The organism is Acinetobacter sp. 24-47-62 (assembly GCF_056779765.1).
The window spans coordinates 179,334-195,250 of record NZ_JBWYIN010000004.1 but is presented as its reverse complement, the minus strand read 5'-3'; the positions used below and the strand labels follow the sequence as shown (position 1 = coordinate 195,250).

Below are 15,917 nucleotides of genomic sequence, written 5' to 3'. Positions count from 1 at the left end.
AGATACGACCACATCAATTTAATGATGGCATCAGCCCTTGTGAGGCTGAACAAAAACTTAAAACTATGTCCAATATTTGTTGACCTCTACAAGGAAAGAGGGTTTTTAAAATACCTTCGACAGATTCTCTATTTTTCTCAGATGAGCTATTGAAAATATCTTCAATTATACGTGAATACTTTACTTTATCTGTTTGATTATCACTTGAGACAGAACGCAAAGTTGTAAACGCTTCTTTGGAGTTAGAAAGTTTGCTATAAACATTCGGCTCAAATATTCTTAAGCATTCAATGGCTATCAAATCTATTGGATCTGCTTCAAAAATGTCATTGTTTTTAAATAAATTAAAGTTAAAGCATAGAGTAGAGTTGAATCTATAAACATTTCTTAGATTAGTAAAATAGTTTTTTAAGCCTTTGCGATAAATCTCAGCCCATCTATTTTCGTCAAATTTTTTATCAGCATCAGTATGACTATTTATTACATTGTTTAATAGGTTAAATAAAACTTCGTGGACTTGCTGTAATTGAATCTGCGGAATTGTAAAAGGAATTTGAATAATTTTTTCTAGATAATTTTCACCAGATTGTGTGTCATCAGTAAGTTTTTTTTCGACAATATCTTTCTGAAATAAAAGTAAAAATATTACATTAGGAAAATCAGTATTTGCCTTAATTAATTGAAAAATCATTCGCAACTCTACGGTTGTTAAACGATCAATATCATCCATAACAATTAGAAGAGGAGTTGTTCTATCCTTTAAAGCTGTAATTAACTCCTCGCGAATTTCTGCTAAGTTTTTCTCATTTAATTTAGATTTTTTTTCGTAGTTTTCTGAAAGTTTCCCTAACAATTCACTCCCTTTTTCTGTAGCTGGTAAGATTAAAGCTATAAAAGATGTAATAGTTGCAATGAGTATTGGTAATTGTGTATTGTCAGTAAAGTAACTGCTAATTAAACCTGTACTTAGGATTGAAGTTACAAGAAGAGGCAGTGCTAAATTAGCACCCTTAAGAAAAGTATGTGCCGTAGATAAATGATTGCCATATTTCGCAAATATATTTGCTAATTTTTGATCTTCTTTAGATGAATCCTTTCTTCCAATAGATTTTGATATTTCATCAAAAAAAGCCTGAACAATCTTATCCTGAGCTGACCATTCCCAAGGTGAAAACTCTATAATTGTGGGTGAGTCATCTTGTTGCTTTGAATACGATAACGCCATATTTTTAATTGATGATTTTCCTGAACCCCAATCGCCATGTAACGCAATAACTAAGCTTTCATCACCTTTCCACTGAGAAATAGCATCGCTTAAGTTTTTTGCAAAATCAGCTCGACCCAATACGTCTTGTTCTATGTTTTTAATTGGTCTATCGGCAGAAAATGCGAATTTATCTATATTTGTCATGTTGAGATATTTATGAAGTTTTAATCAAATGATTCTATCAAATATCATTATGATTTTAATGAAAAATCCCCTCATTAAGAGGGGATTTTTTTAATCAAACTACCGCATTAAAGCGCCGCAATTTGCTCCATATTCGCTTTAATCTTCGCTAACTGGTCAGCAAACTCAGCAAGTTTTACTTTCTCGCCTTCAACCACAGCAGCAGGTGCTTTTGCCACAAAACCTTCATTCGCAAGTTTCGTTGCAATTTGGTCGTGCTGTTTTTGAACCTTGTCTAAGTCCTTTTGTAGACGACCCAATTCCGCTTTAGGGTCAATTAAGCCCTTCATTGGAACGAATACAGACACATGACCGACTACAGATGAAGAAGATAATGGCGGTTGTTCAGCATCAGCCAAGAATGTAATGCTTTCAACTTTTGCCAATGCTTTAAACAATGGTTCAATACGTGCGATTTGTGCTTTTTCAGCATCAGTCGTGTTTTGAAGTAGAACAGGCAATAAGCGAGCATTACCTAAGCCCATTTCACCACGGATATTACGTACCGCACCAATCAAACCTTGAAGCCATTGCATATCTGCTTCAGCTTGTTCATTAACTAACGCTTGGTCAGCAACAGGGTACTGTGCAAGCATAATTGTTTCGCCAACGATGTTCAGTTTTGGCGCGAGTGTTTGCCAGATTTCTTCTGTTAGGTACGGCATCAATGGATGAGCCAAACGTAAAGACGCTTCCATCACAGACAGAAGCACACGACGTACTTCAGCTTTACGCTCAACCGATACGTTTTCATCATTCAGAACAGGCTTAGTCAGCTCTACATACCAGTCACAGTATTCATTCCAAATGAACTCGTAAATCGCTTGTGCAGCCAAGTCCAAACGATACGTTGCAAATGCTGTTTGCACCGCTTGTTCCGCTTTTTGTAGACGGCTGACGATCCATTGTTCAGGCAATTCCCAAAGGTCTTGGCGAACGTCTTGACCAATCACTTGCTCTTCGCAGTTCATCATCACGAAACGAGTTGCGTTCCAGATTTTGTTGGCAAAGTTGCGGTAACCTTCAACACGTTTCATGTCGAACTTAATGTCACGACCCGTATTTGCAAGCGCACAGAATGTGAAACGAACTGCATCTGTACCGTAAGATTGAATACCTTCAGGGAATTCTTTACGAGTCGACTTTTCAATCTTCGCCGCTTGTTTCGGGTTCATCAAACCTGTCGTACGTTTTTGTACTAAAGTTTCAAGATCAACACCGTCAATCAAATCTAATGGGTCAAGTACGTTACCCTTAGATTTAGACATCTTCTGACCTTCGCCATCACGTACCAAACCGTGAACATACACAGTTTTGAACGGTACTTGTGGCGTACCATCTTCATTTTTCATGAAGTGCATCGTAAGCATAATCATACGAGCAACCCAGAAGAAGATGATGTCGAAACCTGTTACAAGAACATCAGTCGGGTGGAAAGTATTTAAGAAATAGTTTTCTTTATCTTTCGCTTCATTACCCGTCCAACCTAAAGTTGAGAATGTCCAAAGACCCGATGAGAACCATGTATCAAGTACATCTTCATCTTGATCTAATTGAACATCGGCAGGAATGTTGTTTTTCTCACGAACTTCAGCTTCATTGCGACCAACGTAAACATTACCTTCCGCATCGTACCAAGCAGGAATACGGTGACCCCACCACAATTGACGAGAGATACACCAGTCTTGGATATTGTTCATCCATGCCATGTACATGTTGCTGTACTGCTCAGGTACAAATTTGATGTCGCCATCTTTTACGGCTTTGATTGCAGGTTCAGCAAGCGGTGCAATCTTCACGTACCATTGGTCTGTTAATAACGGCTCAACGATTACACCTGAACGGTCTCCACGAGGTGGTTTCAACGTGTACGGTTGAATTTGGTCTAACCAACCTTCGCTTTCAGCTTGTTCTACTAATTTTTTACGTGCTTCAAAACGCTCTAAACCAACATAGTCCGTAGGGGCAGGGATGGTTTTAGAAATTTGCTCGCCCGCTTTTGCGATATATTCAAACTCAGCAAGCACTTCAGCATTTTTGTTGAAGATGTTGATGATTGGCAATTCGCAACGTTTACCCACTTCATAGTCATTGAAGTCATGCGCAGGGGTGATTTTTACACAGCCTGTACCGAATTCTTTATCAACATATTCATCTTTAACGATAGGAACCGCACGACCTGTGATTGGTAGGATGATGTTTTGACCTACAAGATGTGCATAACGCTCATCATCAAGCGCAACAGCAACCGCTGTATCACCTAATAATGTTTCAGGACGAGTGGTTGCAACAACGATGTGATCTTTACCATCGTGGGTACGAAGTGATTTGTCTTCAAAGAAGTATTTGAAGTGCCAGAGTGAGCCTGCTTCTTCTTTATCAGACTCAACTTCAAGGTCAGAAAGCGCAGTTTGGAGTTTTGGATCCCAGTTGACTAGGCGTTTACCACGGTAAATCAAACCTTCTTCATGCAGTTTTACAAACACTTCTTTTACCGCGTTTGATAAACCTTCATCCATGGTGAAACGTTCACGAGACCAATCTACAGAAGAACCTAAACGACGGATTTGACGGGTAATATTACCGCCAGATTGTTCTTTCCATTCCCATACTTTTTCGATGAACTTTTCACGACCCAAGTCATGACGGCTTACGCCTTGTGCACCTAACTGACGCTCTACAACCATTTGCGTTGCAATACCTGCGTGGTCAGTACCCGGTTGCCAAAGCGTGTTGAAGCCAGACATACGTTTATGACGTGTCAAAGCATCCATGATGGCATTGTTAAAACCATGACCCATGTGCAAGCTACCAGTGACGTTTGGTGGCGGAATCATGATACAGAAAGACTCGCCTTTTTCAGACGGCTTAAAGTAACCGCGTTCTTCCCAAGTTTGGTACCATTTTTTCTCGATCTCGGTCGGATCGTAGGTTGTAGCAATATTTTGCGCTGAATCAGTCATAGTTCGAACAGATCAAAAGTAGATAAAAAATTGCATCTATTGTAGCAAAAAAAATGCATGGAGAGGCACGTTAAGCAAATGCATTCTCATTTCAAATCCCACACAATCGAACAGTAATTGATTTTGAATAACACTAAAGCCAGCGTCAACTCGCGGAATCGGCCTGACAATAAAGGATAACAATCGCATGACCTATACTATTTCTTTGCGCTTACAACCTGAAACTTATCAGCAATATCAAACCATTCACCAAAAACTCAATGCAGGAGATCGTGAAGCGCAAGCTAAAATTCTTGGAGATAATCTGTCCAAAATTGCTTGTGAGATTATTGATCAAGCCTTTGGCACACTGGTCAAAGATTCTAATGCAAAGGATCAAGACTCAGCAAAAGTATTGAAACAAGTGCAAGATGCAATCTTGAAATACATGCCTTGGTCAGTATCTTTTTTTGGTAATGATCGCTTAACGCCTATGGTGAATCATGTACAAAGTTTGATGTATGAACAAGATGGAAAATACTATATTTCATACCCAGTTGAAAAAGTTATTGTGAATGAGTTACTGGGCTGTGCAGAACGTATGCGTGAAGGTCAAAATCAATATGTTGCTCCCGGCTTAAAAGCCTTCACTAAAGTGGTTGATCAAGGCGTTACGAGCTTAATTCGTGAACCTAAAAAAATGCTGAAATTTAATATGGTGGTGGATAAAACCTTAAATGGTGTGATCAGTTTGACCACAGGATTAGGGTATAAGCGATTTGAAAATTTAAGCAAAATTCATGATGCACAAAGTATCGTGAAGTACTTTGACCATTTTTTGGTTTTTCTTGATAATGAAGGACAGCAAAAAGCAAAATTAAATGCTTAAACCATAAGGATAAAGGGAATGGCAAAGTTGGAACAGCTTGATCAGAAAGTGGTGTGGATTACAGGTGCATCATCGGGTCTTGGTAAAGCGTTGGCTGCTGAATGTGCCAGCTTAGGGGCACAGGTTATATTGACGGCTCGTCGTTTTGAAGAGCTGGAAACGGTAAGACAGTCTTTGGCACACCCAGAACGACATATTTCCATTAAAGCGGATATCACAGATGAATCACAAGTTCGTCATGCTTATGAACAAGTTCTCCAACAAAAGGGACGTATTGATTGGTTAATCAATAATGCAGGTCTATCACAACGTGCATTAATTAAAGACACGACCATGCAAACTGAACGTGCGATCATGGAAGTTGACTATTTCTCTCAAGTCTTTTTAACCAAAACGGTTTTACCGACTTTTCAGCAACAAAAGTCAGGACGAATTGCCTTTATCTCAAGTGTAGCTGGGTTATTGGGCACACAATATCGTGCGACTTATTCGGCAGCCAAAGGTGCGATTCATATGTGGGCGAATAGCTTACGTGCTGAAGTTGCGCAAGATGGTGTGGGTGTCTCGGTAATTTTCCCGGGATTCGTGAAAACCAATGTATCCTTTAACGCTTTAAACGGTGAAGGAAAGCCCCAAGGTTATCAAGATGAGGCTATTGAAAATGGTTTAGAAGCAGAGGAATTTGCTAAACAAACCGTACAGGCATTATTGAAAGGGGATGAGTATATTGTCGTGGGTGGGGCAAAAGAAAAATTAGGCGTCTTTATTTCACGGTTATCACCAGCAATACTGTATCGAATGATCCGAAAAATGAAAGTAAAGTAATTTTTAATGATCGTGACCCGCGTATCGATGAGAAAAATTTTATCAACTATGTCTGGTTTTCTATCTCAATGATCATGCGAGCGATAAGGGGTTTGAAGACTCCTCAAGCAAAGTGTACGGTTTGAGTGACTACTACATACCTGTAAAGAAAAAGAGAGACTTTTAGTCTCTCTTTTGTATAGCAGTTCCGTAAGCGAATACTTCAACCATTCCACCTTGAAGACCTAAATCTGTGGTGCTGAGTCTTAACCCTAAGATTTCAGTTGCGCCCATTTTTTCTGCTTCAAGTTTAAGTCTAACAATAGCTTCACGTCTTGCACGTTCAACAATACTTTCATAACTGCGTAAGCGTCCACCAAAGAAATTTTGGATTTGCGCAAGTACAAACTTAAAATAATCATGCGAAATCACAACATTACTGCTGATCATTTGTCCATGGTTTTCAGAAGTTTTAAAACGCTGACTATCTAACTTGATATAAGCTAAGCGCGCTTCTTGTTCATCAAGTTGCTTAAGATGCTTTTGTTCATTATAGCGACCAAATCCAAATCCAATACAAAATAGGATGAGAAAGATGACCACCTGAAAAATGATACCATCCATAACGAATCCTTAAGAGGTGAATGGATCAGGAATTTCAGGTGCATTCGGTGTGACATACACAGCTGTGCCATAAACAAATAATTCGGAAGCACCTTGGGTAATATTGGAAGTTGAGAAACGAATTCCGACAATCGCATTCGCCCCTAAGCCACGTGCTTTATCAATCATACGATTCATTGCTTCTTGACGAGACTCTTCAAGTAATTCCGTGTATGCGGTGAGTTCTCCACCGACGATATTCTTAAGTCCTGCGAGTAAATCACGCCCGACGTGTTTACTTCTGACGGTACTGCCATATACCACGTCAAATTGTTGTTGAATTTGATGACCAGGTACAGATTCTAAATTACTTAACAGCATGTGATTGAAGTCGTTATAAAAAGGATAATTAATGACAAAATATCAGTATTTGGGACAATAAAAAAGCCCACCGAGGTGAGCTTTGTTTAAACAAAAAATTACTTCTTGTCGTATTTTAAATCTGAGCTTGAAGGCTGATAAATCACTTGATCCGTAGTATTAGTTTTTAAGCCACCACCGAGTGATTTATAGAGCTCGATTTGGTTGTTAAGGTTCGCTTGTTCAAGCAGCAATAAACCTTGCTCAGCACTATACGATGTACGTTGCGCATCTAATACGGTTAAGAAACTGTCAATACCAGCGCGGAAGCGGGCATTTGAGAGCTTGTAGGTTGTATTGGTCGCATCAACTAAACGGCGTTGTGCAGTTAAACGTTCACCGATATTTTGACGCACTGCCAAAGCATCATTCACTTCACGGAACGCAGATTGAATTGATTTTTCATAATCAGACAATGCGATCTGTTGCTGTGTTTCAGAGACTTTAATATTGGCACGACGTGTACCCCAGTCAAAGATTGGAATATCTAGACTAGGACCAACAGACCAAACAAAAGCGCCAGACTTAAATAATTCACTTAAGTCTGTTGATGCATAACCTGCTGAACCTGTGAGGCTAATGGTTGGGAATAAACGCGCTTTTGCAGCACCGATATTCGCACCAGCCGCACTCAGCTGATATTCAGCCGCTTTAACATCTGGACGGTTGTTGAGTAGATCACTTGGTAAACCAGCCGCAAAAGCAGTGGTTGATGTCACACGTGTGATTCTCTCTTTAGGCAATAAATTGTCAGGTAGTGGTTGACCTACAAGGAGGTTTAACGCATTAACCGCTTGTGCAATTTGAGTCTTGTATTCAGCAACATCACCACGTGCCGTCTCAACAGAAACTTGAGCCTGACGAAGCGGAACTTCACTGTCGATTCCCACATCAAAACGTTTTTTGTTGAGATTGTAAGATTCAAGTTGAGCTTTTAGCGTCTGTTCAGCGAGCTTAAGATTCGCTTGCGCATATGAGTAAGCCAACCAAGCTTGAGCTGTTTGGCTAATCAAGGCAATTTGAGTGGCATCACGTGCGCTTGCAGTTGAAAGATAAGTGTCTAGGGCATTGTCTTTCAAGCTTCTAACACGACCCCAAAAATCAATTTCATAAGCCGTTAAACCTAAACTTACATTATAAGTTGTTACTGGGCTTGGCGAATTGACCGTGTCTTGTCGTAAAACACCACCACTTGCACCAATCGTAGGCAATTGATTGTTTTGGCTGATTTGAAATTGTTGACGTGCTAATTCGATATTTAGCGTCGCTTTACGAAGATCACGGTTATTTGCCAAGGCTAAATCCAAAACTTGGATTAAGCGTTGATCTACAAAAAAATCCTTATAACCTTGCTCCGCAATAGATGGACCAGAAGCATTGCCAAGATAACTTCCTGGAATATTGGCTTGAGTGACCGGTTCTGGACCACGCATGCTTTGACATGCTGTCAAAGCAAGCGCAATTGCAGATACCGAAATGCTACGACCTGTAATAGACCATACGTTTTGCATCACGAAATTTGCTCCTGTTTATTTTGTTTTGGTTTTGTTTTAAAGATACTTCGGATCCATACATAGAACACTGGAATAAAGAAGATCCCTAAAAGTGTTGAGCTGATTACACCACCAAGTACACCATAACCCACGGAATGTTGACTTCCTGCACCTGCGCCAGAAGCGAGAGCTAGTGGAAGAACACCAAAACCGAAAGCCAATGTGGTCATAATGATTGGACGTAAACGCATTTTCGCGGCATGCAAGGTTGCTTCGAAGAGTTCTTCACCTTGATCTTGAAGCTCTTTCGCAAATTCTACAATCAAGATCGCATTCTTCGCGGACAAACCAATCACGGCAATAATCGCCACTTGGAAGTAGATGTTATTTGAAAGGTTTGGATCTTTCAAAATAATCATTCCCAAGAATGTTAAGGCAAGTGCACCAACAATACCCAATGGCACAACCATGAGTACAGAGAATGGGATAGACCAACTTTCATATAAGGCTGCCAAGCAGAGGAAGACAATCAATAACGAAAGAGCATAAAGGAATGGTGCTTGTGCGCCAGACTCACGTTCTTCGAGAGATAAACCAGTCCATTCGTAATCGAAGCCTTGTAAGCCCATTGAAGGAAGCTTCGCAATGATTTCTTCAACCGCTGCCATTGCATCACCCGAACTCACACCTGGAGCTGGAGTGCCTGTAATGTTCATGGAAGAAACGCCGTTATAACGCTCTAAACGTGGTGAACCATAAGTCCATTCGCCTGTCGCGAACGCTGAGAATGGAACCATCGTACCTTGGTTATTGCGGACATACCACTTGTCTAAGTCTTCAGGCATCATACGAGAGCTCGCTTCACCTTGGACATACACTTTTTTCACACGACCACGATCGATGAAGTCATTAATGTATGTACCACCCCATGCCATACCCATCGTACTATTGATTTCAGCAATGCTGACTCCCATAGCACCTGCTTGAGCATGATCGACGATGACACGATATTGAGGCGTATCTTCTTGTCCGTTAGGACGAACACCTGTTAAGCGCTGATCTTGAGAAGCTAAGCCGAGTACAGCATTACGTGCTGCTAATAATTGCTCGTGACTCTGACCTGCAGCTGCTTTTAACTGTAGGTTAAAGCCTGCACTCACGCCCAACTCCGGCATTGCTGGAAGTTGAAGAGGCATGATATAGCTGGCATCTTTCACAATCATATTCAGTGCCATACCACGTTGGATAATGGCACCGACCTGAGATTCAGGAGAGGTACGGTCTTTCCAGTCTTTCAACTTAATGAAGGCAAGACCCGCATTTTGACCAATACCCGTGAACGAGAAACCAGCAACACTAAATACAGATTCAACATGTTCTTTCTCGTTGTTGAGGAAGAAGCCTGTCATTTGATCAATTGTTTTACCTGTTCGTTCAAGCGTTGCATTCGGTGGAAGCTGAACGAGAGTCATCACCACACCTTGGTCTTCATCTGGTAAGAATGAAGAAGGAAGGTTGACAAATAACCAGCCCATCACAGCAATCACAACACCATAGACCAATCCTGCAAATAGCTTAGCATGTGTTAAACGGTTTACGCCGTTTTGATATTTCACCGAAATTTTGTCAAAACCATTGTTAAACCAACGGAAGAAACGGGCAAAAATGTTATTGCTTTGAGGTTTGTTGACATCATGTTTTTTCAACAGGGTCGCACACAATGCAGGGGTAAAGGTTAATGCAACAATCAATGAAAGAATCATTGCTGTAACGAGCGTGATAGAGAACTGACGATAAATTACACCTGTCGTACCCCCCATGAATGCCATAGGTACGAATACTGCAGTTAAGACAGAGGTAATACCAATCAATGCACCAGAGATCTGTCCCATCGACTTTTCAGTCGCTTCCACAGGCTCAAGATGCTCTTCTGCCATCACACGTTCAACGTTTTCTACGACGACAATCGCATCATCCACCAGAAGACCAATGGCGAGAACCATAGCGAACATGGTTAATGTGTTGATCGAGAATCCGAACATGTTGATCACGGCAAATGTACCCAATACAACCACTGGAACAGCCATTGTTGGAATAATGGTTGCACGCCAGTTTTGTAAGAACAAGAACATGACCAAGAATACGAGGATAATTGCTTCAATTAAGGTTTTCACAACACTTTTAATTGAGAGCTCAATAAATGGTGTTGTATCAAATGCAAGTTTGTCCACCATACCTGTTGGGTAGTTTGGACGTAATTCTTTTAAACGATCTTCAATCGCTTGGGCTGTATCTAATGCGTTTGCACCCGTTGCCAAACGAATCGCTACACCACCTGCAGGTTGACCATTAAATTTAGAGTCAAATGCATAATTATCTGCACCTAATTCAATTTTAGCGACATCACCTAAACGAACTTGTGCACCATTTGGTGAGTTCTTAAGGAAAATATTTGAAAATTGTTCAGGTGTTTGTAAAAGACTTTGAGCAGTTACAGTCGCATTTAAAACTTGACCTTGTACAGAAGGTGCACCACCTAACTGACCTACCGCCACTTGCGCATTCTGAGTTCTTAATGCATTTGCAATATCACTTGGTGTAACTTGCAAGTTGGCCATTTTGGATGGGTGCATCCAAATTCGCATAGCATATGAACCACCAAATACTTGCACTTCACCAACACCAGTCACACGGCTAAGTGGTTCAGAGATATTTGAATTTACATAGTCTTTAATGTCATTTGCATCTAATGCATCTGACTCAGAATAAAACGCAATAACTTGTAAGAAGCTTGCGCCAGACTTGGTAACTTTTAAACCTTGACGTTGTACGTCTTCAGGCAAAAGTGCAGTCGCTGATTGAAGTTTATTTTGAACTTGTACCTGTGCAATATCAGGATCGATACCTTGTTCAAAGTTTAGAGTAATGGAAGCTTGTCCATTACCAGCACTGTTAGATGAGATGTAACGTAACCCATCCAAGCCATTCATTTGTTGTTCAATAATTTGCGTTACTGTGTTTTCTACAGTTTCAGCAGATGCACCCGGATATGTTGCAGAAATCGATACCGTTGGTGGTGCAATCGTTGGGTATTGCGCAATTGGCATCTTGGTGAGGGATAAAATACCCGCCAACATGATGACCAATGCAATCACCCAAGCGAAAATTGGGCGATGGATAAAAAAGTGAGCCATTCAGTCTACTCCTTATGCATTTGAAGTAGCTTTTTGTTCAGATTGAGCTGCTGGCTTTGCTTGTTGACCATCTTTGCCGGCTTGCGGTGCTGCAGCTTGAGGTTGGTAAGGTTTAGCTACAACTTGTTGTTCGGGTTTTACTTTCGCCACACCATCTACAATGACCTTGTCACCCGTATTTAGACCTTTGGTCACAATCCAATCTTTACCTTGAACACCTGCAGTCTCAATTGGACGTACTTCAACTGCACCTTTCGCATTCACGATCATCGCAGTCGCTTGACCAGTTGGTGTACGGGTCACAGCCGCTTGAGGCACTAAAATCGCATTAGGAATTACACCTTGCACAATTTGAGCATTAGTGAACATTCCTGGCAATAATAATTGATTCGGATTTGAGAACACAGCACGTAGGGTAACTGTCCCTGTTTCTGGATTTACACTTGCATCAGAGAATGCAAGATTACCTTCAATAGGGTAGATGCTGCCATCTTCAAGTTTTAAACGAACTTTAGTATTGTTGCTGCGGTCGATGCTGCCTTGACTCAACTGTTGACGTAAACGAAGAAGCTCAGCACTTGATTGGTTGATATCGACATAGATTGGATCAAGCTGTTGGATTGTTACCAATGCTTCAGGTTGATTAGCCGTTACCAATGCACCTGCAGTCACACTAGAGCGACCTGATTGCCCTGAAATTGGTGAGCGAACAGTAGAATAACCTAAGTTAATCTGCGCATTTTTAACCGCTGCTTCTGAAGCTGCAACATCTGCTTGTGCCAATTTAACTTGTGCTTGTAGATCATCAAATTCTTGCTTAGACACAGCATTGATACCGACAAGTTGGCGATAACGGTCAGCTTTAACTTGAAGCGCATTGAGATTGGCTTTTTGACGAACTAAGGCTGCTTTTGCACTGTCTAAGTTCGCACGGTTGGTATTTGCATCAATTTCGTACAGAGGTTGTCCTTCACGCACAAAACTACCTTCAGCAAACAGACGCTTTAAAATCACACCGCTTGCTTGCGGACGTACTTCAGAAATTTGATAGGCTGAAGTTCGACCCGAAAGCTCGACAGTTTGTTCAACACTTTGTGGTTGAGCAACGATGACACCAACTTCAGTTGGCGGCATTTGCTGTTGTGCAGCGGCTTGCTCTGCATCTTTTGGATCTTTGCTACAACCCACAAGTGCAATACTTGTTGCAAGAGCACAAGCAGTGAGGGCAGGGGCCCAAAGCTTTGCCGACATCATTATTCCACCTCGTTAGATTTTTCTCTAAAAATAATTGTTTGCTTTGCTATCCGTTGTGATAGGACTAACCACAGTATAGTCAGCCATATCAACGCAATACTCCAACCTGCAACAACATCTGTCGGGTAATGAGCACCGAGATAAACCCGTGAAAAACCCATGCCAACAAACCATATACAGGCAGCGACAAAAATGATTCTACTTTGATGATGGTTTCGAAAGATCATGATCATCAAACCAGCAATCACTGCTGCATAGAGACTATGTGCGCTTGGAAATGCGGCTCCATAAGTTTCAACGATTTGATAAATTGCATTTGGACGAGGTCGGTCGAAAGCATATTTGAGTAACCAGCCAAGACAGGCACCACCAACGAGACCAAGTGAGATAAATAGACAGTTAGCATATTGTTTTAATCGCCATTGCTGTAAGGTCCAAATCGCCACGCACATCAGCATGATCGGTAAACCGCCAACATGAGACAATAAAACCGCAATTCCATCTATGAGGGGATTGCGGTGTTGACTCATCCATGAAACAGCAGTGAGATCGAGCTGTTGTATCGTTGGAATATAGATTCCTATACTACTTATCGTTATTCCTAAACAACCTATTAAAATCAGTAAGTAAGGCATATAAAATAACCTGAGTTATATTATAGTCGCATACATTTATTGCATGAATGCGTCAAAGTGTACTCGCCAGTACACTTTTTTTCAAGTCAGTGTAAAAGCATAATTTATAGTAATTTCATTACAATGTGCATCTTATTTTTAGCACAAAAAATAACACAAATATCTAATGAGAAGATTTCTTTGGTGAAATTGGATCTTCGACCTCTAAAGGTTGTTTTGGGGGCCAGAAAAAGTCCATTGGTCGTGTAACAAAGTGAGTAAATACTAATTTTGCCAGAGGTTTCCATTGTTCAAAACGAACACGTCGTGCGCGTAATGCCACAATAATAGTGAGACTAAAGCTGACAAATAAGTTGGTCAAACCAATTAATAATACACCAAGGAATGAAACAATAATGAGTCCTATTTCAGGTGTGCCATTGATACTCAATAGGCCCTGCATAAAGTTTGCTGAAGCAAAGGCAATATGGCGAATATCTAAAGGCAGACCAAGAATAAAACCAATTGTCCCCATGCTGCCTAGCATGATTCCGAAAAGGAAATTCCCGGCTAGTGCGCCTAAATTACGTTCAATATAGTTTGCAAACTTTTCCAGTCTGTCAGCACCTAGCCAGTTTTTTAAGCGATGATGTGCTTTTAAGCGAGGTCCGACTTTACGATACACTGCCATGTTGTCGAAGTAACCTGCGATCAAACCAGATAAAAATAGACATACACCTGCAATAGCTGCATGTGGGACTGCTAGGGATGTAAAAGGATTTAAACTATGAAGTAAATATGTTGCTTTACTGTGATTGAGTAATTGTTCACCCAAAATCAACGGCCACATCATGGTGATCAATGCTGCAACCGGGATTGCAATGGAAATATTGCCGAGAATAGCGACAAACTGCGTACGGATAATATTGATAATCAGTGCAGCAAGTTCTGCGATTTGTGCCGTTCGAGACCCTTTCTTTTGTTGAACTGTCGCGGCTAGGGCAGCTGCAGTCATAGCAGGTTGTTTGGTTGCAACCGTAAAATGGAGTACATGGATCAACATGAAACCTAATGCATAGTTCATGCTATACGCGAAGGCTTGCATGATAGGTGCCATGGCGATGCGCGCAGTGAGAATCTTCAAGGTCGCCATGATAGCGATAATGACGCCTGCACCTGCGGCTGATTTGTACATACTGAAGAAACCAGCTTTATTGGTACTTACATAATGTTCGCCTGTTTTACTGGCATTTTCAGTGACTTGTAATGCGATTAATTCACTGTTTGTTTTTAAAAGCTCTCGAACACTTCGCTCCTCATAGTGAGCCGCAACTAAATCTTGACATAACTCAGCTAGTGCTAAGTATTGAACTTTTCCAGTTTCAGTCAATAAGTTCAGTAATATTTCAATACGATCTAAACATTGCTCAAGCAAAGACAATAAATAAGTGAGACTTAAACTCACCCCAATTCTTTTCGTAGCACGACGAATCTTCAAAACGACATCGCGGCACTGCTCGATCATCACCAAAGCCTGGTTGGCGTCGGGTACGACCATTTCAGTAAGATCATCAGCTTCACTATAATGTTTTTTGTATAGCTCAATAAATTCAATGATTTCACGATTCTGCACCAAAAAAGGTGACTCATATTCAGTCAGTTCTGGTTGTGCATTAATAAACTCAGGATAAAGTCCAATACCGCTGATACGGTAAGATAAAACTGTAATGGCTTTAATCATGTCGCGTTTGATGCCAAATTTTGCATCTAAGCTGCCATTACTTTGATTGACAATCTGAAAAAACTGAATCCATTGCTGATCTTCAATATTTTCTAGCCAATATTTATCGCTACGTAAATGAAAGACACGGAAGACTAAATCTTTTAGATCAGTTTCATCGGTCAAAAGGGGAAGAACATGCGCTCCCATTCGTTGACCCAACTGATTCCAAAAACCATCTAGAGAAAGAATCCCACTGTCCGCATAAATAGTGGTTTGTTTATAGCGATTGATCAGATGAACGATATAGGCTTGAAAAGTGGTGGCAGCAGTCGGCGTAATTAATAACGCTTGTATCAACGCCTGAAATTTTTGATTAATTTCTTCTAGGTTATAACTGTCTGATGGACGGATGCGATTAACGAGTTCAATGAGTATGTTTTCGTCTGGAGCAGCTTGATGATGGTCAAGTTGCTCCTGCATTTGTTTAAAAAGATCATTAAAGTTTATATGCATACGCAAATTTTTTTAGTT

At 40.7% G+C, this 15,917-nt stretch carries 11 protein-coding genes; 2 read left to right on the top strand and 9 right to left on the bottom strand.

Translation table 11 applies throughout. The annotated features are described in order from the left end of the window. Positions 1–13: 13 nt before the first annotated feature. Positions 14–1,411, bottom strand: coding sequence for a KAP family P-loop NTPase fold protein (locus tag AC1M87_RS05005; RefSeq protein ID WP_481593107.1), 1,398 nt, complete (start codon positions 1,409–1,411; stop codon positions 14–16). A 107-nt stretch (positions 1,412–1,518) separates the two neighbouring features. Next, a complete protein-coding gene (locus AC1M87_RS05000; protein WP_481593106.1) occupies positions 1,519–4,413 on the bottom strand; it encodes a valine--tRNA ligase in 2,895 nt (964 codons plus the stop codon). Positions 4,414–4,600: 187 nt separating this feature from the next. On the opposite strand from AC1M87_RS05000, the gene AC1M87_RS04995 reads away from it, so the two are divergent. Both AC1M87_RS04995 and AC1M87_RS04990 read left to right on the top strand, forming a co-directional pair. After that, positions 4,601–5,281 (top strand): hypothetical protein, encoded by a 681-nt coding sequence (locus tag AC1M87_RS04995; protein ID WP_035266700.1) that lies wholly within the window; start codon positions 4,601–4,603, stop codon positions 5,279–5,281. Positions 5,282–5,299: 18 nt separating this feature from the next. Next, positions 5,300–6,106: an SDR family NAD(P)-dependent oxidoreductase gene (locus AC1M87_RS04990; protein WP_035266703.1), complete on the top strand. Its 807-nt coding sequence runs from the start codon at positions 5,300–5,302 to the stop codon at positions 6,104–6,106. Positions 6,107–6,268: 162 nt separating this feature from the next. Here AC1M87_RS04990 and AC1M87_RS04985 read toward each other — a convergent pair whose 3' ends face one another. The 7 genes from AC1M87_RS04985 to AC1M87_RS04955 all read right to left on the bottom strand — a co-directional run bounded on the left by AC1M87_RS04985 (position 6,269) and on the right by AC1M87_RS04955 (position 15,899). Next, positions 6,269–6,709: a YbjQ family protein gene (locus AC1M87_RS04985; protein ID WP_092766865.1), complete on the bottom strand. Its 441-nt coding sequence runs from the start codon at positions 6,707–6,709 to the stop codon at positions 6,269–6,271. Positions 6,710–6,718: 9 nt separating this feature from the next. Then, a complete protein-coding gene (locus AC1M87_RS04980) occupies positions 6,719–7,069 on the bottom strand; it encodes a YbjQ family protein (RefSeq protein WP_481593105.1) in 351 nt (116 codons plus the stop codon). Between the two features lie 98 nt (positions 7,070–7,167). Further along, positions 7,168–8,619, bottom strand: coding sequence for a multidrug efflux RND transporter AdeIJK outer membrane channel subunit AdeK (gene adeK, locus AC1M87_RS04975; protein WP_481593111.1), 1,452 nt, complete (start codon positions 8,617–8,619; stop codon positions 7,168–7,170). After that, positions 8,619–11,795 (bottom strand): efflux RND transporter permease subunit, encoded by a 3,177-nt coding sequence (locus AC1M87_RS04970; RefSeq protein WP_481593104.1) that lies wholly within the window; start codon positions 11,793–11,795, stop codon positions 8,619–8,621. Before AC1M87_RS04970 ends, adeK begins: the two co-directional genes overlap by 1 nt. 12 nt (positions 11,796–11,807) lie before the next feature. After that, complete coding sequence (locus AC1M87_RS04965) at positions 11,808–13,049, bottom strand: efflux RND transporter periplasmic adaptor subunit (protein WP_035267853.1); 1,242 nt, start codon at positions 13,047–13,049, stop codon at positions 11,808–11,810. Further along, the gene (locus tag AC1M87_RS04960) at positions 13,049–13,684 is read right to left on the bottom strand and encodes a phosphatase PAP2 family protein (RefSeq protein ID WP_035267854.1); all 636 of its coding nucleotides are present in this window, start codon (positions 13,682–13,684) and stop codon (positions 13,049–13,051) included. The genes AC1M87_RS04965 and AC1M87_RS04960 overlap by 1 nt, the downstream gene beginning before the upstream one ends. Before the next feature lie 163 nt (positions 13,685–13,847). Further along, a complete protein-coding gene (locus AC1M87_RS04955; RefSeq protein WP_481593103.1) occupies positions 13,848–15,899 on the bottom strand; it encodes a site-specific recombinase in 2,052 nt (683 codons plus the stop codon). Positions 15,900–15,917 lie beyond the last annotated feature (18 nt).

What these genes read in the sequence shown, in the direction of transcription:
- AC1M87_RS05005 (WP_481593107.1), bottom strand. Translation starts at nt 1,411, where the DNA reads ATGACAAATATAGATAAATTCGCATTTTCTGCCGATAGACCAATTAAA.
- AC1M87_RS05000 (WP_481593106.1), bottom strand. Translation starts at nt 4,413, where the DNA reads ATGACTGATTCAGCGCAAAATATTGCTACAACCTACGATCCGACCGAG.
- AC1M87_RS04995 (WP_035266700.1), top strand. Translation starts at nt 4,601, where the DNA reads ATGACCTATACTATTTCTTTGCGCTTACAACCTGAAACTTATCAGCAA.
- AC1M87_RS04990 (WP_035266703.1), top strand. Translation starts at nt 5,300, where the DNA reads ATGGCAAAGTTGGAACAGCTTGATCAGAAAGTGGTGTGGATTACAGGT.
- AC1M87_RS04985 (WP_092766865.1), bottom strand. Translation starts at nt 6,709, where the DNA reads ATGGATGGTATCATTTTTCAGGTGGTCATCTTTCTCATCCTATTTTGT.
- AC1M87_RS04980 (WP_481593105.1), bottom strand. Translation starts at nt 7,069, where the DNA reads ATGCTGTTAAGTAATTTAGAATCTGTACCTGGTCATCAAATTCAACAA.
- adeK (WP_481593111.1), bottom strand. Translation starts at nt 8,619, where the DNA reads ATGCAAAACGTATGGTCTATTACAGGTCGTAGCATTTCGGTATCTGCA.
- AC1M87_RS04970 (WP_481593104.1), bottom strand. Translation starts at nt 11,795, where the DNA reads ATGGCTCACTTTTTTATCCATCGCCCAATTTTCGCTTGGGTGATTGCA.
- AC1M87_RS04965 (WP_035267853.1), bottom strand. Translation starts at nt 13,049, where the DNA reads ATGATGTCGGCAAAGCTTTGGGCCCCTGCCCTCACTGCTTGTGCTCTT.
- AC1M87_RS04960 (WP_035267854.1), bottom strand. Translation starts at nt 13,684, where the DNA reads ATGCCTTACTTACTGATTTTAATAGGTTGTTTAGGAATAACGATAAGT.
- AC1M87_RS04955 (WP_481593103.1), bottom strand. Translation starts at nt 15,899, where the DNA reads ATGCATATAAACTTTAATGATCTTTTTAAACAAATGCAGGAGCAACTT.